This is a genomic window from Gemella cuniculi DSM 15828 (genome assembly GCF_000425665.1).
GTDB classification, from domain to species: Bacteria; Bacillota; Bacilli; order Staphylococcales; family Gemellaceae; genus Gemella; species Gemella cuniculi.
Genome location: NZ_AUDW01000025.1, coordinates 14,752 through 32,958, shown reverse-complemented (window position 1 = coordinate 32,958; position 18,207 = coordinate 14,752). Strand labels below are relative to the sequence as shown.

At 30.1% G+C, this 18,207-nt stretch carries 20 protein-coding genes; all 20 read left to right on the top strand.

From position 1 onward, the window contains the following. Positions 1 to 2 precede the first annotated feature (2 nt). The 20 genes from H612_RS0103555 to rseP all read left to right on the top strand — a co-directional run bounded on the left by H612_RS0103555 (position 3) and on the right by rseP (position 17,905). Complete coding sequence (locus H612_RS0103555) at positions 3 to 332, top strand: ribosomal-processing cysteine protease Prp (protein ID WP_027130210.1); 330 nt, start codon at positions 3 to 5, stop codon at positions 330 to 332. A gap of 5 nt (positions 333 to 337) precedes the next feature. After that, entirely contained in the window at positions 338 to 619 is a 282-nt protein-coding gene (gene rpmA / locus H612_RS0103550; protein ID WP_027130209.1) for a 50S ribosomal protein L27, read from the top strand. Positions 620 to 826: 207 nt separating this feature from the next. Next, positions 827 to 2,461 (top strand): Na/Pi cotransporter family protein, encoded by a 1,635-nt coding sequence (locus H612_RS0103545; RefSeq protein ID WP_027130208.1) that lies wholly within the window; start codon positions 827 to 829, stop codon positions 2,459 to 2,461. Positions 2,462 to 2,697: 236 nt separating this feature from the next. Continuing rightward, complete coding sequence (gene pnp, locus H612_RS0103540) at positions 2,698 to 4,785, top strand: polyribonucleotide nucleotidyltransferase (protein WP_027130207.1); 2,088 nt, start codon at positions 2,698 to 2,700, stop codon at positions 4,783 to 4,785. 9 nt (positions 4,786 to 4,794) lie between these two features. After that, the gene (locus tag H612_RS0103535) at positions 4,795 to 5,061 is read left to right on the top strand and encodes a DUF2129 domain-containing protein (protein WP_027130206.1); all 267 of its coding nucleotides are present in this window, start codon (positions 4,795 to 4,797) and stop codon (positions 5,059 to 5,061) included. 112 nt (positions 5,062 to 5,173) lie between these two features. Beyond that, on the top strand, positions 5,174 to 5,728 hold the full coding sequence (rsmD, locus tag H612_RS0103530; RefSeq protein ID WP_027130205.1) for a 16S rRNA (guanine(966)-N(2))-methyltransferase RsmD: 555 nt from the start codon (positions 5,174 to 5,176) through the stop codon (positions 5,726 to 5,728). Between the two features lie 2 nt (positions 5,729 to 5,730). After that, the gene (gene coaD / locus H612_RS0103525; protein WP_027130204.1) at positions 5,731 to 6,222 is read left to right on the top strand and encodes a pantetheine-phosphate adenylyltransferase; all 492 of its coding nucleotides are present in this window, start codon (positions 5,731 to 5,733) and stop codon (positions 6,220 to 6,222) included. Between the two features lie 2 nt (positions 6,223 to 6,224). Continuing rightward, positions 6,225 to 7,301 (top strand): undecaprenyldiphospho-muramoylpentapeptide beta-N-acetylglucosaminyltransferase, encoded by a 1,077-nt coding sequence (locus tag H612_RS0103520; RefSeq protein WP_027130203.1) that lies wholly within the window; start codon positions 6,225 to 6,227, stop codon positions 7,299 to 7,301. An 8-nt stretch (positions 7,302 to 7,309) separates the two neighbouring features. Beyond that, positions 7,310 to 7,906 carry a phosphatase PAP2 family protein gene (locus H612_RS0103515; protein WP_027130202.1) on the top strand — a complete coding sequence of 199 codons (597 nt, stop codon included), beginning with the start codon at positions 7,310 to 7,312 and terminating at the stop codon, positions 7,904 to 7,906. Then, a complete protein-coding gene (locus H612_RS0103510; RefSeq protein WP_027130201.1) occupies positions 7,899 to 8,159 on the top strand; it encodes a DUF997 family protein in 261 nt (86 codons plus the stop codon). Before H612_RS0103515 ends, H612_RS0103510 begins: the two co-directional genes overlap by 8 nt. Next, a complete protein-coding gene (panF, locus tag H612_RS0103505) occupies positions 8,143 to 9,582 on the top strand; it encodes a sodium/pantothenate symporter (protein WP_027130200.1) in 1,440 nt (479 codons plus the stop codon). The genes H612_RS0103510 and panF overlap by 17 nt, the downstream gene beginning before the upstream one ends. A gap of 56 nt (positions 9,583 to 9,638) precedes the next feature. After that, complete coding sequence (locus H612_RS10050; protein ID WP_169515555.1) at positions 9,639 to 9,815, top strand: DUF6501 family protein; 177 nt, start codon at positions 9,639 to 9,641, stop codon at positions 9,813 to 9,815. Between the two features lie 16 nt (positions 9,816 to 9,831). Next, positions 9,832 to 10,311 carry a LysM peptidoglycan-binding domain-containing protein gene (locus H612_RS0103495; protein WP_027130199.1) on the top strand — a complete coding sequence of 160 codons (480 nt, stop codon included), beginning with the start codon at positions 9,832 to 9,834 and terminating at the stop codon, positions 10,309 to 10,311. Between the two features lie 155 nt (positions 10,312 to 10,466). Further along, positions 10,467 to 11,000 (top strand): PadR family transcriptional regulator, encoded by a 534-nt coding sequence (locus H612_RS0103490; RefSeq protein ID WP_027130198.1) that lies wholly within the window; start codon positions 10,467 to 10,469, stop codon positions 10,998 to 11,000. Positions 11,001 to 11,125: 125 nt separating this feature from the next. Further along, a complete protein-coding gene (locus tag H612_RS0103485; protein ID WP_027130197.1) occupies positions 11,126 to 12,691 on the top strand; it encodes an acyl CoA:acetate/3-ketoacid CoA transferase in 1,566 nt (521 codons plus the stop codon). Between the two features lie 25 nt (positions 12,692 to 12,716). After that, positions 12,717 to 13,931, top strand: a complete 1,215-nt coding sequence (locus H612_RS0103480) for an L-lactate MFS transporter (protein WP_027130196.1) — start codon at positions 12,717 to 12,719, stop codon at positions 13,929 to 13,931. A gap of 25 nt (positions 13,932 to 13,956) precedes the next feature. Next, entirely contained in the window at positions 13,957 to 14,898 is a 942-nt protein-coding gene (locus H612_RS0103475; RefSeq protein ID WP_035500274.1) for a nitronate monooxygenase, read from the top strand. Between the two features lie 155 nt (positions 14,899 to 15,053). After that, positions 15,054 to 15,812: an undecaprenyl pyrophosphate synthase gene (locus tag H612_RS0103470; protein WP_027130194.1), complete on the top strand. Its 759-nt coding sequence runs from the start codon at positions 15,054 to 15,056 to the stop codon at positions 15,810 to 15,812. Continuing rightward, positions 15,802 to 16,578 carry a phosphatidate cytidylyltransferase gene (locus H612_RS0103465; protein WP_027130193.1) on the top strand — a complete coding sequence of 259 codons (777 nt, stop codon included), beginning with the start codon at positions 15,802 to 15,804 and terminating at the stop codon, positions 16,576 to 16,578. The genes H612_RS0103470 and H612_RS0103465 overlap by 11 nt, the downstream gene beginning before the upstream one ends. Positions 16,579 to 16,597: 19 nt before the next feature. After that, complete coding sequence (rseP, locus tag H612_RS0103460) at positions 16,598 to 17,905, top strand: RIP metalloprotease RseP (RefSeq protein WP_027130192.1); 1,308 nt, start codon at positions 16,598 to 16,600, stop codon at positions 17,903 to 17,905. The last annotated feature ends 302 nt before the right edge of the window (positions 17,906 to 18,207 follow it).

Here is an 18,207-nt window from a genome sequence, read left to right as displayed (position 1 = left end):
TTATGATTAAGGTGGAAATAAAAAAAGAAGTTGAAAAGATTAAACAGATAACTGTTGATGGACATGCCGATTTTGCTGAACATGGTTCTGATATTGTTTGTGCAGGTGTGTCAGCAATAGTATTTGGTTTAATAAATTCAGTAGATGAGCTTGATGATGAAGTTCAGTTTGATATTTCAACGAATGAAGATGAAACAGGACATTTAACATATAGGTCATTACAATCTACCAGTAAAGAACAACTTCTTCTAAATGCAATGTTGATTGCATTGAAAACAATTGAAGAAAATTATTCGAATTATATAACTATTGAAATAAGAGAGGTGAATTAGAGATGATGTTAAAATTAAATTTACAATTCTTCGCATCTAAAAAAGGAGTAGGTTCTACCAAAAACGGACGTGACTCTGAATCAAAACGTTTAGGTGCAAAAAGAGCTGATGGTCAGTACGTAACTGCAGGTTCTATACTTTATAGACAACGTGGAACAAAAATTTATCCAGGAACTAATGTAGGAAAAGGTGGAGATGATACACTATTTTCACTAGTTGATGGTGTTGTTCGTTTTGAAAGATACGGACGTAGCCGTAAAAAAGTTTCAGTATATCCACAAGCTTAATTATAAGATAGTGTTTACATTCTTAATGTAAACACTATTTTTTTATTTTCTAAAATAATATATACGAATTAGCTTTTTTTATTTGAAATTTTGTAATAATATTTTAATATTTTTCTTTTAATATTTTGGTTGTACTTTTAAAGGTTATATGATAAAATCTATTTGTGTATTACTAGATACACAGACATATATTAGGAGGACAAAAAAGTGTCAACAGTATGGCAAGAAATTTTATTTTCTTTTTTAGGAGGACTTGGTTTATTCCTGTTTAGTATTAAGTATATGGGAGATGGTCTTCAATTAATTGCAGGAGATAAAATGAGATATGTATTGGACAAATACACATCAAAACCATTAATGGCTGTTTTAGCAGGAATTTTTGTTACTGTTCTTATTCAATCAAGTACGGGAACAATTGTTATTACGGTTAGTTTAGTTGGAGCAGGTTTGTTAAAAACAAAACAAGCTATTGCTATTGTAATGGGATCAAATATTGGTACAACATTAACATCATTTATTATAGGTTTTAATATATCAAAATATTCGTTACCGCTTATATTTATAGGTGCTGCATTTTTATTTTTTACAAAATCAAAGTTAATTAATAATATAGGTCGTGTAATTTTTGGTTTTGGAGGAATTTTTTACGCCTTAAAAATGATGTCAACAGCAATGGGTCCAATGAAAGATATGCAGTGGTTCCAAACTGTACTTTCTCATATAGATGATAGTGCATGGATAGGAGTAGGAGTAGGAACACTACTAACAGTTTTGATTCAATCTTCAGCAGCAACTATTGCAATTTTACAAAATTTATATGCTGATAATGCTTTAAATTTAAATGGGGCACTACCAGTTTTATTCGGGGATAATATAGGAACTGCAATTACAACTGCAGCTCTAGCGATAGTAGGTACAAATATTGCAGCAAAACGAGTGGCAGCATCACATGTATTATTTAACATTGTAGGAACAGTAATATGTTTAATCATTTTAGGTCCATACACTGCATTTATACAATATGTAGAAACAAGTTTAGGATTAGATCCAAAAATGACTATAGCAGTTGGTCATGGTACATTTAACATATTTAATACGATACTGCAATTTCCATTTATTTGGCTTCTGGTAATTATAGTCACGAAACTTATTCCAGGAGAAGATGAACAAATTAAGTATAGTACACAATATTTAGATAAGTCTTTAATTACTAGTGCACCAGCGGTTGCTTTAGGTCAGGTACAAAAAGAATTTATTGAAATGCTGATTCTTTCTAAAAAAAGTTTAAAAAATTCTGTTGATTATTTTTTAACAAGAGAGGAATCTCTTAATGAAAAAGGAGAAACATACGAAGAGGCAATTAATAATTTTGATGAGCAGATGACGGATTATTTAACGCTGTTGTTCAGAGAAAAGTTGAGTCCTAAAGAAGGACAACAGGCTTCAATTTTATTAGACGGTACACGTGATATAGAAAGAATTGGAGATCATGCAAGAGATATTGTTGGCTCTGTAAATTATCAAATTAAGAAAAAATTAAAATTTTCGGATGAAGCAAAAGCAGAGGTAAAAGAAATGTTTAATCTTTCTAATGATGTAATTGAAAAGACTATTCAATCATTGGAAGAGGATAATATAGCTTTAGCAGGTGCAGCATTAGCTGCTTGTGAAAATATTTATATACTAGAAAAAAATGCAAGAAAAAAACATACACAACGTATGAAAGACGGAGAGTGTGAAATACCTGCTGGAGTAGTTTATATGGATTTAATTCAACATTTTACTAGAGTTTGTGAGCATGCGAGAAACATACTAGAAAAAGAAATTCAAGGTAATATTTAAAATGAAAAATAAACAAAAAATATATTTTATGTTGTTTATTATCTTTTTACTAATTGTTTTAGTTTTGTACAAATTATATCAAATACAATTAGGATAAAACACATAGAGATGAATATTTTGGAATGTAGAATTCCATTTATTCGTCTCTTTTTTTCTTTGTAAATAAAAGTATTCATGATATAATAAAATAGTCGATTTATATAAAGAATAGAAAAAATTATTGGAAGGAGATAAAAATGTTTCAAGAGAAAAAAGTATATACAACTGAGTGGGCTGGGAAAGAACTTACTGTTGAATTGGGGGAAATGGCAAAGCAAGCAAATGCAGCAGTAGTTGTTAAATATGGAGATACTATGGTTTTAACAACAGCAGTTGCTTCTAAAGAAGCAAAAGATGTAGATTTCTTCCCATTAACAGTTAATTATGAGGAAAAAATGTATGCAGTTGGAAAAATTCCAGGTGGGTTTTTAAGAAGAGAAGGACGTCCAGGAACAGAGGCGACTTTAGCAGCTCGCTTAATTGATAGACCAATTAGACCATTATTTGAAGATGGTTTTAGAAATGAAGTTCAAGTAATTTCTACTGTTTTATCAGTAGAATACGATAGTGATCCAGTAATGGCTGCTATGTTGGGAAGTTCATTAGCATTATCCGTATCCAACATTCCATTTAAAGGACCAATAGCAGGTGTAACTGTTGGGTATATTGATGGAAAATATATAATTAACCCGAATGTAGAACAATTAGAAAAATCAGAAATAGATTTAAAAGTTGCAGGTACTAGTGAAGCAATTAATATGGTCGAAGCTGGAGCACGTGAAGTTTCAGAGGAAATAATGTTAAATGCAATTATGTTTGGTCATGAAGAAATTAAAAGACTTATTGCATTTCAACAGAAAATAGTTGACGAAATTGGTCAAGAAAAGATGGAAGTGGAACTTAAAGTTATAGATGAAAATATTTACAATGAGGTTTTAGAACTATCACTTAGCGAAATGAAAGATGCTATCTCTATAAAAGATAAACAAGAACGTGATGATGCTATATCTTTAGTTAAAGAAAAAATAGTGACTATTTTTGAGGAAAGAGCGACAGATGAAGATGAGATTGATGTAGTAAAAGAAGCAAAGTTGTCTTTAGATAAGATTATAAAAGATGAAGTTCGTCGAGAGATTACTGAAGATAAAATTAGACCAGATGGTCGTGCTCTAACTGAAATTAGACCACTTTCTTCAAGAATTGATGTTTTACCTCGAACACATGGATCAGCATTGTTTACACGTGGACAAACACAATCATTAGGAGTTGTAACACTTGGTAATTTATCTGATGAACAAATTATTGATGATCTTACACAAGAAGAAAATAAACGTTTTATGCTACATTACAACTTCCCTGCATTTTCAGTGGGAGAAGTAGGTTTTAGTAGAGCACCTGGGCGTCGTGAGATTGGTCATGGAGCATTAGGAGAAAGAGCCTTAGCACAGGTGATTCCATCCAAAGAAGATTTTCCATATACGATTCGTGTTGTTTCTGAAATTTTAGAATCGAATGGTTCAAGTTCACAAGCGACTATTTGTTCAGGGTCTATGGCACTTATGGCAGCGGGTGTTCCAATTAAAGCACAAGTAGCAGGGATTGCTATGGGACTTGTTAAAAAAGATGAGCATTATACTATTTTAACAGATATTCAAGGTATGGAAGATCATTTGGGTGATATGGATTTCAAAGTTGCAGGAACAAAAGAAGGGATAACTGCTCTTCAAATGGATATTAAAATAGATGGGCTTAGTGAACAAATTTTGAAAGAATCTTTAGAACAAGCTCGTGTAGGACGATTACAAATTTTGGATCACATGAACGAAATTATTTGTGAACCAAGAGAAGAAGTTTCAGTTTATGCACCTAAAATTAAGATTATTAAAATTAAACCAGAAAAAATTAAAGACGTTATTGGTTCAGGTGGTAAAGTTATTAACGAAATTATCGAAAAAACTGGAGTTAAAATTGATATTGAACAGACTGGTGAAGTATTTATCTCTAGTCCCGAAATTGATGGAATAAATAAGGCAATCGAAATTATTGAAAATATAACTCGAGAAGCTGAAGTTGGGGAAATATATTTGGCAGAAGTTAAACGAATTGAGAAGTTTGGTGCTTTTGTGGAACTATTCCCAGGAGTAGATGCTCTTGTTCATATTTCAAAACTTGCTAAAGATAGAGTTAATAAAGTAGAAGATGTTGTGAAAATTGGAGATACTCTGAAAGTTAAGGTCATAAAAATTGATGAAAAAGGTAGAGTAGATGCAGCAGCACATTTCTAGGTGAATGTTATGGAATTATTTGAAAAAGAAAGACGTGGAATATATGTTTATTTCAAAAGTTTTAAAGATCTGAATAAACTTGAAAAATATGGACATTTTATCTCATATTCAAGAAGAGGAAGATATGCTTGTATATATGTTGATGAAAATCGAATGGATAATATTATTTCAGAGTTGAAGAAAAAGAAATTTGTTAAAAAAATCGAAATTTCTGAAATGTCAAATCTTCATCTTAGTTTTGAACATTTAGATAAAAATATCCAAATTACACAATAAGTACGTATATATGGGATGAAAACAAAATATAGTAATTTTGTTCTTATCATTAAACATTACTACCTTGAAATTATTATTAAAATAATTAAACTGTATTCTTGAGTGAGGAAAAATGAGAGTTATAGCTGGAAAGTACAAATCAATAAAACTGAATGCAGTTGATGGGATGAATACAAGACCAACGACTGATAAAATAAAAGAAAATTTGTTCAATATGTTAGAGTGCATGGATGCTAAGGTTCTAGATTTATTCGGAGGAACTGGTGGATTAGGAATTGAAAGTTTAAGTAGAGATGCGAAGCATGTTACTTTTATAGATGGAAGTAGTAATTCAATAAAAGTTATTTACTCTAATTTGGAGAAATGCAAAATTCCTAAGTCGGATTATGTAGTTTATAGAAATGACTTTAAGAGAGCGGTGAAGATATTAGGAAAAAAAGAAGAAAAGTTCGATTTAATATTCCTAGACCCGCCATACAATAAAGATCTAATTGACAAAGCACTAGATGTTATACTATTTAGTGAAATTTGTAGTGATGAATGTTTAATTGTTTGTGAAAAAAGTAATGATGAAAATATAACTATAAAGTCAGAGAAATTAGAAATAATAAAAGAGAAAAAGTATGGTATAACTGATATAGTAATCTTTAAATATATGGAGAAGTAATAATGAAACAAAAAATAGCAATTGTCCCAGGAAGTTTTGATCCAATAACTTATGGGCATATTGATATAATAAAAAGAAGTGCGAAGTTATTTGATGAAGTTATAGTTGCAATTTTGGTGAATCCTGATAAAAAGTATTTATTTACTCTTGAAGAAAGAGAAGAAATGATTGGAGAAACAATAAAAGAATTTAAAAACGTAAGAGTAGATTCATTCTCTGGTCTTTTGGTAAATTATGCAAAAAAAGTGGGATCAGATGTTATAGTTAGGGGTTTGAGAGCTGTTTCTGATTTTGAATACGAAATGCAGCTTACATTTATGAATAAAGCACTAGATGAAAATATAGAAACTTTTTATATGATGGCGAATAAGCAATATTCGTTTATTAGTTCTAGCATCGTAAAGGGTGTTTCAGGGTTTGGAGCAGATTTATCGAAATTTGTTCCTAAAAATGTAGAAGAAAAATTAGAAATAAAAATGAAGGAGAAAGAATAGTTGTGAATAAAATCCTTTTTACTGGAGGTGGTTCGGCGGGACATGTTTCTGTCAATGTTGCACTTATTCCAGAGTTCAAAAAACATGGATATGAAATTTCATATATTGGTAGTAAAAAAGGGATAGAAAAGGAAATGATTGGCAAAATTTCAGAAGTTAAATATCACAAAATAAGCTCAGGAAAATTGCGAAGATATTTTTCTTTGGAGAATTTTATTGATCCGTTTAAAGTATTAAAAGGGATATTTGATTCTATATTTATTTTAAAGAAAGAGAAACCTGATTTTGTCTTTTCTAAAGGCGGATTCGTTAGTGTGCCTGTATGTGTAGCTGCGAAGTTATTAAGGATACCAGTGGTTCTTCACGAATCAGATTTAACTCCAGGGTTAGCTAATAAAATAAATATAAAGTTTTGTAATCATATATTTACAACTTTTGAAGACACATTAAAATATCTTCCGAAAGAAAAATCTAGTTTGATTGGTGCAATAGTTCGTAATGATATTTATGGTGGCAGTAAAGAGAAAGGTTATGAATTTTGCAGTTTCACATCAGATAAACCTGTTATTTTAGTTATGGGTGGTTCGTTGGGATCTAAGGTTTTGAATGAATACATTTGGAATAATGTTGAAAAATTAACTAAGAAATATCAAATAATCCACTTAGTAGGAAAAGGCTTAATTAATAGAAATATTAGCACAGACGGATATAACCAGTATGAATTTTTATCAAAAGAGTTGTTTGATGTATTTCAAATAGTAGATTTTACAATTTCTAGAGCGGGTGCTAATGCACTATATGAATTTTTAGCACTTGATAAACCATCAATTTTGGTTCCGCTTGGCACTAATCAAAGCCGTGGTGATCAAATAGAGAATGCAAGATTTTTCGGGAAAAATAATTTTTCTATTGTATTTTCTGAAGAAGATTTTTCTACTTTGGAACTGGGAGAAATTGATAAATTTTACAATAATCTAGATATTTATAAAAAATCAATGAAAGAATATAAAGAAGAGAAAAAAGTTATTAATGATGTAACAGATTTTTATGAAAAAATATTAAATATAGTTAGGAGATAGTAAATAAAATGAAAAATATAAAACTTGTAACTTATTTAAAAGTAATATGTTTTATTTTATTATTAGTAGTTGCTGTAGGTTATCCAACAAATGACTTTGATATGATTATAGCAAATCTAGTTGAGATAAAAGGATTAGCAACATTTGCTAAGTTAATATCAACAGTATTTAATGATAAACTATTACTTCTTATTATGGTATTGCTGTCAATGTTTTTGGTCTATATAAAAGAAATTCCCAAAGCTGTATTTATGTTTTTTAGTGCAGGTTTTGGTGGTTTATTCCTTTTTGTGATAAAATACCTGGTGCAAAGAACAAGACCACTCCCAGACGTATTTTCTGGTTATAGTTTTCCTAGTGGTCACTCAACAATAGTAGTGGTATTCTTTTTGGCACTTATATTTATTATTAATAAAAAAGAATTGTTATCTATAATTGCTACAGTAGCAATTATTTTAGTGCCAATTTCGAGAATTGTTTTAGGCGCACACTTTTTATCAGATGTGATTGCCGGAGTGTTATTAGGTAGTATTGTAGTTGATTTTATGAAAGTATATTATAAAAATATATACAAAATTATAATGAGGTTTAGAAAAAATGGATAAACTTAAATCAAAAGAGGGGATAGTTGCCATAGTTTTGGCAATTATTCACTTTGTTTTATGGTATTATTTTGCCTATGTGAAATATAAAAATGTGGATGTAAAAGACTATAAATACGTACTTGGGCTTCCTGAGTGGTTTTTTTATAGTTCGGTAGTAGTAAGTATATTTATAATAATACTAGTAATTATTTTTACGAATTTATTATTTAATAATGAGATAAAAGAGGAGGAAAATAATGAAGTACGAAGTTGATTATAAAATATTAGCGTTATTTGGAATTATTTTTTTGAGTATAATACTTTTACCTCTGATTTTAAATAGAATAAGTAGAACTTCTCATGGAAGTTTTTTTGAAAAATATTATCTTGCAGACAGAAAAGTTAACGGAATAGTTTTAGCTATAACTTTAATGTCGACTTATGGTTCTGCTTCTACATTTTTAGGAGGACCAGGAGTAGCCTATAAACTTGGCTATGGATGGGTTCTTCTTGCTGTAATTCAAGTAGTTACCGGATATTTTGTATTATTGGTTTTAGCAAAAAAATTCAAAAAGGCGGCAAAAGAAATTAATGCTATTACTATAAGTGATTATTTAAAAAATAGATACAAGTCGAAGACAGTAGCATATCTTTCAACACTTGCAATGATTGTCTTTTTAATAGCGGCAATGTCAGCCCAGTGGGTAGGGGGAGCTAAACTTTTATCTGCTTTTATGGGTATTAATTATAAAACAGGTATAGTTTTGATTTCTGTTATAATTATTTTTTGTGTAGTGTTTGGTGGTTTAAAAAATATTCTAATTACGGATATGATTCAAGGATTAATAATGATCTTTTCTACTATCATATTACTTTATTTCATCATTAGTTATGGTGATGGAATAGAAAATATAACTAATAACCTTCTGACTATAAATGAAAAAATACTTACTCCCTTTGGTGCTGATGGAAGTTTGACACCAAGTTATGTATCATCATTTTGGGTATTGGTAGGTATTGGGGTTATAGGTATTCCACAAATTGCAATTAATTCGATGCTTTACAAAAATAAACGAAGTTTAAAACAATCAATTATTATTGGGACAATTGTTATTTTTATCGTGATGTTTGGAGTGCATTTAATTGGAGTTATGGCACGTGGAGTTTTCCCAGATATTAAGGATTACGATTCAGTAATTCCAATAATAACGTTAAAAGTATTGCCATGGTATCTAGCAGCGATAGTTCTTGCTGCACCTATGGCTGCGATTATAACAACAGTTAATGCACAATTTTTATTAATATCATCTGCACTTATAAAAGATATATTGTTCAATACTAAATGGGTAAAAGAAAAAGTAGTAGGAAAAAAAATACCGATTTTCGTTTATACAATCAATATACTTGTTATAATTTTAATAATGTTTATAAGTCTGAGACCACCTAGTTTAATTGTTAATGTGAATCTATTTGCTTTTGGTGGATTAGAGGCAACATTTTTATGGCCTATACTTCTAGGATTATATTGGAAAGATGCAGAGAAATTTGGTGCAATTTCATCTATGCTAGTAGGGCTTAGTAGTTATATAATTTTAAAGAATATTTATGTAATAAAAGCTATAGAACCTGTAGTTATTTCGTTAACTTTATCACTAATAGCTTTTATAATAGTTTCAAAAATAAAAAAAGAAAAATAATTGAAAAAATAGTAATAATGTAATAAAATAAAGATGTTATACAAGGAGGACATAAAATGACAAAAAAAGTGGTGGTTAAGCATACAGATGCTAAAAAATTTAAAGTTAGTGATATGTTAACTATAGGAAAAGTTTATGAGGTAGTAAACGAAACAGAAGAATATATTTTTATAAAAGATAATAGTGGAAAAGTTGGTGGCTATTACCACGATTATTTTGAAGAAGTAAAATAGTCAGCGAGGGATTTTTATGAATAAAAAGCCGATAAAAAATATTGTACTTGTAATTTTATTTATTGTACTTGCACCGTTAATTCTTATTGGAATAACTGCTTTAGGAAATACACTAGCAGGAAAATCAAAAAATACAACTCAAAATGTAACTCAGCAAGCTGCTAAAGTTCCGGAAGAGAATAAAAATACAAATCAAAATATTCCAAAAGCAAATGAAGAAAAAGTATCAAATGATAATAACAGCAATAGTTCAAATAATTCTACACAAAATCAAAATAATAGTTTAAATAATCAAAATTCTGCAAATCAAGACAGTTCAAGAGCGATTGCAGGACAATCTTATACTGTAAAATCAGGAGATACATTATTCTCAATAGCTTCTAGTGCATACGGAGAATCTAATTCTCAAAATGGAGTTGAGAAAATAAAAGAGGCTAACAATATGCAAAATAATAATTTAGCTGTGGGTCAAAAAATACAAATTCCAAAATTATAATATTAATGGAAAAATCAGTTGTCTTGTAAGTATTTAGAGATAATTGATTTTTTTATTTAATTTCACTTATAAATTATTAAAAATTATGATAGACTAGATTATGTACATAACGATAAATAATAATATAAAATAATATAAAAAGCAGGTGAAATAAAATGTTAAAATATGCTATCTTAGGGTTATTAAATAGAAAAGGAATGAGTGGCTATGATTTAACAAAAGAGTTTGATAAAGAATTGGTCAACTTTTGGAATGCAAAACACAGTCAAATTTATCCAGAATTGAAGAAATTAGAAGAATCGGGACTAATAGAACACAAAGTTGAAATTTCAGGAGAAATTCTTGAAAAAAAAATTTATTATTTAACAAAAGAGGGAAGAGAAGATTTAGTACTTTGGCTTTTAAAAAAGCAAAGTGTACCAAAAACTTCAAAAGATTCGTTCAAGTTACAAATATACCTATCTGAAATTTTAGAAAAAGAAGATCTAGTAAATATATTGAAAGACTATAAAAAAAAGAGACAAGCTAAATATGCTTTTCTATATGATAAATTTAATGAATATAAAATTAAACCAAAAATTTTTTCTTCAGAATTTTCAGATTATTTGGTTTTGAAAAGTGCGATTATGAGGGAAGACGCTTATATAGAATGGTTGAATTGGTGTTTAAATGAAATAGAAATTCAATAAAAAAGAGGTAAACATTTAGTTTATCTTTTTTTATTTTCAAAACATTAAAAAATAAACATGTAACTATTGACATAATACAGAAAAAGTGTTATATTACAATAAAGAAGTAGTAAAGGAGCAAAATTATGGTGAAAATAATAAGTAGAGAAGAAGCGGCAAAATTAATAAAAGATAATGATACTGTAGCTTTAAGCGGTTTTGGATTAGCATGTGTAAATGAAGAAACTATAATAGGTGTAGAAGAAAGATTCTTGAAAGAACAACACCCAATCAATCTTACTGTTATGCATGCAAGTGCATTAGGTGATAGAAGAAATAAAGGGATGAGTCATTGGGGACATGAACAATTAATTAAAAGATGGATTGGAGGAATTGCATTAGCATCCCCAGGTTTAGCAAAGTTAATTGAGGAGGATAAATGTGAGGCATATAATCTTCCTCAAGGAGTAATAACACAGTTATATAGAGAAATTGCAGCTAAAAGGCCAGGCGTAATAACTAAAATAGGGTTAGGGACTTTTGTAGATCCAAGAATTGAAGGAGCAAAAATGTCTCCATCAACTAAAGAAGATTATGTTCAAGTTGTAAATTTTCAAAATGAAGAGTGGTTATATTATCCATCATTTCCTATTAATGTTGGTTTGATAAGAGGAACGGTTGCGGATGAAAATGGTAACTTAACATTGGACAAAGAAGGATTGCATATGGAAGTTTTACCAATAGCACAAGCTGCTAAAAATTCAGGTGGAATAGTTATAGCCCAAGTCGAAAATATAGCAAAAGCAGGTTCTCTAAATCCAAAAGATGTTAGAGTTCCAGGAATTTTAATAGATTATATAGTAGTATCTTCACCAGAAAATCATTATCAAACAGAAAATACACAATATAATCCTGCATTTTCAGGGGAAATAAAAGTTCCGATTTCAGAAGTAGAACCTTTAGAATTGGATGAAAGAAAAGTTATAGCAAGAAGATGTGCAGCGGAATTAAAGCCGAATACAGTTTTAAATTTAGGAGTAGGAATACCAGTTAATGTTTCTACAGTAGCAGCAGAAGAAGGTGTAAGTGAACAATTAACTTTAACGACCGAAGCTGGTTCAGTAGGTGGAGTACCAGCTGGTTTAGCGGATTTTGGCCATGCATACAATAATGAGGCGATAGTAGATCATCATGCACAATTTGATTATTATGACGGAGGAGGATTGGATTTAACTGTTTTAGGTTTAGCACAAACCGATGAGAATGGAAATGTAAATGTTAGTAAATTTGGAACAAGGGTAGCAGGTTGTGGAGGTTTTATAAACATATCACAAACAGCAAAAAAACTTGTTTTTGCTGGAACATTTACAGCAGGTGGTTTGAAAACAGAAGTTAAAGATGGAAGGTTAGTTATTTTGAATGAAGGAAAAGCCAAGAAATTTATAAAAAATGTGCAGCAAATAACTTTTAGTGGAGACTATGCTTCCAAAACAGGTCAAGAAGTTATTTATGTAACTGAAAGAGCTGTGTTCAAATTAGAAGAAGGTAAATTAGTTTTAATTGAAGTAGCTCCAGGTATAGATTTAGAAAAAGATATTTTGGGTCAAATGGATTTCAAACCTGTAATTGCGAAAAACTTAAAAGAAATGGATTCCGGAATTTTTGAAGAAAAATGGGGTAAACTCTCAGAGTATATCAATAACAATAAATAAAATAAGAAAAGGAGAATAGTTTTTTATGAATAAGAATACTAGATGGGCAGTTTTATACGCTTCAATGGCAATATTATTGTGTGCGGGAGCTATATATTCTTTTAGTGTATTTGCAAAACCACTAAGTAGTTTAAGAGGTTGGTCAATGACAGAGGTAATGCTTGCATTTACTATTAATGCGGCAATAGCACCAATTCCCACAATATTAGGAGGATTTATAACAGATAAAGGAAAAGCAAATATATCAATTATTTTAGGTGGAATATTATTTGCAATAGGCTTTATTTTAACAGGATTGTCTACTACTCAAACAATGTTATATTTAAGTTATGGTATTGTTGCAGGATTAGGTCAAGGTTTTGCATATTCCGGTTGTTTGAGTAATGCTATGAGATTTTTTCCAGATAAGCGAGGACTTGCTGCAGGATTAATAACAGGAGCTATGGGAGGAGCAAGTGTAATAACTGCTCCAATAGCAAATAGTATAATTCAGAAAAATGGTGTTAATAATGCTTTTATTTACATGGGAATTGTATACCTAGTTATAATTGTAATAGCAAGTATATTTATAAAAGTTGCTCCAGCAGATTATAAACCGGAAGGTTGGGAGCCACCAATTAATTCAAAACAACATGCAGTTGTTAATAAAAATTGGAAAGAGATGTTAAAAACAGTTTCATTTTATTTGATATTAGCAATGTTTGGTATAGGTGCTTTTTCAGGATTGATGATAGCTTCAAATGCAGCTGTAATTAGTCAATCTATGTTTGGTTTAACTGCAGCAGTTGCAGCAACTTATGTAAGTGTATATGCACTATCAAATTGTTTAGGTCGTATCTTGTGGGGTGGTGTATCAGATAAGTTAGGTCATGAAAAAACGTTGATGATTATATACTCAGTTATCGCACTATCATTGTTGGCCTTAGTAAATATAAGAAATACTACTGGATTGACTGTAGGAATAATAGGATTAGGATTGTGTTTTGGGGGAATTATGGGTGTGTTTCCACCACTTGTAATGAAAAATTATGGACCTGCTAACCAAGGAGTGAATTATGGAATAATATTTGTAGGGTATTCTACTGCAGCGTTTTTTGCACCAAAGGTTGCGTCAGGTATGGCAGCTAAAAATAATGGGGATTTTTCAGGTGCATTTTATATATCAATAGTGCTAGTACTAATAGGATTAGTATTAAATATAATTTATACAATATACACAAAAAAAATATCAGAAAAATAATAAATATAAAATTAAGGAGAAAAAAATGACAAAAACAAATATTACAAAATTATTGGGGATAAAATATCCTATTTTTCAAGGAGCGATGGCTCAAATAGCTCGTTATGAGTTGGCATCAGCAGTATCTAATGCAGGTGGATTAGGAATTATAGCTTCTGGAGGAATGAGTGCAGATGAATTACGTCATCAAATACATGAATGCAAAAAATTAACTGATAAACCTTTTGCAGTAAATCTTATGTTAATGATGCAAAATATAGATGAACTTATAGATGTAATCATAGAAGAAGAAATAAAAATTGTAACTACAGGAGCAGGGACTCCACGCCCATTTATGGAAAAACTAAAATCTGCTGATATTATCGTAATCCCTGTTATCCCATCAGTAAAAATAGCGAAAAAGATGGAAGAGCTTGGAGTAGATGCTGTAATTGCAGAAGGAACGGAAGCAGGAGGACATGTTGGGGAAACAACTACAATGGCATTATTACCCCAAGTAACACAAGCAGTTTCTATTCCAGTTATAGCGGCAGGGGGAATAGCTGATGGACGTGGGGTAGCAGCAGCTTACGTACTAGGTGCACAAGGAGTTCAATTAGGTACATTATTCTTAGCAACAGAAGAGTGTCCTGTTCCAAATTCATTTAAAAATGCAGTCTTAGACGCTACTGATACTTCTACAACTGTGACTGGACGAAGAAATGGAGCTCCAGTACGCAGTATAAAAAATCCAATGATTAAAAAATATTTGGAATTAGAATATAGTAACGCTTCACGTGATGAATTAGAAGAGCTTACTTTGGGTTCATTAAGACGTGCAGTTTATGAAGGGGATGTAGAAAATGGTTCTGTAATGGCTGGTCAAATTTGCGGAATGATAACAAAAGTAAAACCTGTAAAAGATGTAGTAGAAGGTTTATTTAAAGAAGCAGATGAAGTATTAAACAATACTAAAATAGAATATTAAAAATAAATAAAATCTAGTGGATATGTTAGGATTTAGGTAACTAAGTATTCACTAGATTTTTATTTTATAATTTTGTTTTTTTAATATTTAGTTATATTAAGTTTGTTGCATATAGTTATTTATGATATAATGAGATGTATTGTATAGGAGGAGTTATGTTTAAATTTTTTACGAAGAACAGACCTAAAGAACGAAAACAAGAATTAAAAAAAATTCCAACACATGTTGCTATAATTATGGATGGTAATGGACGTTGGGCTAAAAAACGAAATATGCCAAGAATAAAAGGACACTATGAGGGGATGCAGACTGTAAAAAAAATAACAAAATATGCATCAAAATTAGGAATAAAATATTTAACCTTATATGCTTTTTCAACAGAAAATTGGGCAAGACCAAAAGAAGAAGTTAGTTATTTAATGGAACTTCCAGAGAAAATGTTTAATAGTTTTATGCCAGAGCTTATGGAAAATAATGTAAAAGTCGAAGTTATTGGCGTTGTGGAGAAACTTCCACAAAGCACAAAAAAAGCAGTTGAAGATGCAATAGAAAAAACAAAAAATAATACAGGATTAAGATTAATATTTGCTCTAAATTATGGTTCAAAGGATGAGATAATCTCTGCTGTGAAAAAAATTGCATTAGATATCAAAGATGAAAAATACTCGGTTTCAGATATAACAGAAAAAACTATTAGTAGTAATTTATATACAGCAAATACACCAAATCCGGATTTGTTAATTAGAACTTCGGGAGAACAAAGAATTTCTAATTTTTTACTTTGGCAAATAGCTTATAGTGAATTTTTATTTACAGAAGTTGCTTGGCCTGATTTCACTGAGGATGAATTTTATAATTCTTTGTTAGAATATCAAAATAGAGATAGAAGATTTGGAGGGTTAAATGAAAACTAGAGTAACGACAGCAATTATTGCTTTAATAATTTTTCTGCCTTTATTGTACGTAGGTGGAGAATATTTTAAATATACTACTTTTGCTTTAGGGGTTATGGCTATGTATGAAATTGTTAAAATGACGTTCAAACAAACGAACATAGTAATCCTGGGAGCATCATCACTTGCAGGTGCATTATTGTATTTAAAGGATGAAATTTTAAGTTTATCACAATATGCTACTGTATATTTATTAGTAATAGCGATGTTGTCAGTAGTAGTTAAAACTGGACATAAGGTTAAATTGGTAGAAATAGGTTCTATAATTTTTGTAACAGCATATATTTTTATAGGTTTTTATTGTTTATACATGCTAAGAGACTTGAGTCTTGTTCACGTAGGGTATTTATTGTTAACGATTTGGTTTACGGATAGTTTTGCGTATTTTGGAGGAATGAAGTTTGGAAAAAATAAACTTTCTCCTAAAATCAGTCCAAATAAATCGATAGAGGGTTCAGTAATAGGAAGTTTATCATCTATTATTATAGCTCTAGCATTTTACTTTACAACTAATATTTTCACTAATGTATTAGTGGCAATTTTAGTAACATTAGTAGTGAGTGTTGTTGGACAGTTTGGGGATTTAATAGAATCAGCGTACAAACGTGAATATGGAGTGAAAGATAGTAGTAACTTACTACCAGGACATGGAGGAATTTTTGATAGATTCGACTCGGTGATATTGTCAGCACCTTGTTTGATTTTATTATTAAATTTTGTAGCATAAACATAGGAAGGAGCATTAGATGCAGGGAATAATAGCATTTATATTAATATTTTTTGTAGTTGTAACTATTCATGAATTTGGGCATTTTATAGTTGCGAAAAAATCAGGAATTTTAGCACAAGAGTTTGCTATAGGTATGGGACCAAAAATTTTTCATAAAAAAATAGGAGAAACTAATTTCACTATCAGACTTCTTCCAGTCGGTGGTTATGTAAAGATGCCTGATAATGTTTTTGATTTCAACAATGATATTTCTGTTTATGACTTAAAAAAAGGATTACAGATTAGGTTGAAACTTGATGAAAATGATAAAGTTGAAAAAATTATTTTAGATAAAACTAACGATATGGATCTTTTACCATTAGAACTAAATGAATTTGATTTAACATATAATATGTTTATTGAAGGTTTCGTAGGTGATGAGATTCAACGCTATGAAGTAAGAAAAGATGCTTGTGTTGTTTTTGGTGGAATGGAAGAGCAAGTAGCTCCAGTAGAAAGAATGTTCTCATCACACTCATGGGGGAAAAAATTCTGGACGCTATTTGCAGGTCCTTTAATGAATTTTGTGCTAGCACTAGCAATTTTTTTAGGGTTAGCACTTTATACAGGGGCACCTGTGGAAAATAATGAAGCAAAATTGGGAATAGTGGCAGCAGATTCACCTGCTCAAATGGCAGGCTTAAAAACAGGTGATAAAATTACAGAAATAAACGGAACGCAGATAGATACATGGACGGGATTAGTTTCTAAAATAACAGAATCTAATGGTTCTGAACTTGATTTTAAAATTGAAAGAGATGGACAAGTTCATAATATTAAAGTAAAACCAAAAGAAGAAGTTTCGAAAAATAAGAAGGGTGAAGAGGTAAAAAGTTATAAAATTGGAATAGGAAAATGGACAGAGACTGATAAAAATTTCTTAGCATCATTAAAATACGGTTTTCAACAAACTCTTCACTATGCAACTTTGATTTTCGTTGGGATAATAAATCTTTTTATTTCATTGTTTAAAGGTGGATTTAGTTTGAATCAGTTGGGAGGTCCAGTTGCGATTTATGAGATGTCAAATGCAGCAGCTAAGAGTGGCTTAATAACTACTTTGCAGTGGACAGGTATTTTAAGTGTAAACTTAGGACTTATGAATTTAATTCCGATACCAGTACTAGACGGTGGACGAATATTGTTCGTTCTTTATGAAGCAATATTTAGAAAACCAATTAATAAAAAGGCTCAGTACTATATGACCGTAGCGTTTGGTTTATTAATGGTTGCCCTTATGTTAGCAGTAACATGGAATGATATACAAAGATTATTTGGAAAATAAAAATATAATGGAGCTGATAAAAAATCAGCTCCATTATTAATTGTACAAATAATAAATATTTGAAGTAATATGTTTTCAACACTTTGATATTTACTATCATTATAAAGATAAATTTTTTCACTAACTAAGTCGTTATTCTGAAGGTTGTACATTATTTTTGTGAGCATGACAGAAAAAACTTTATTATTAAATATATTGACGGTTTTTAATGGATAGGGATTATTTACATTATAATAATTATTTTAATTACATATCAAGTGAGATAAATAGATTTTTATTAATTAACTTATTTAATAAAGAAA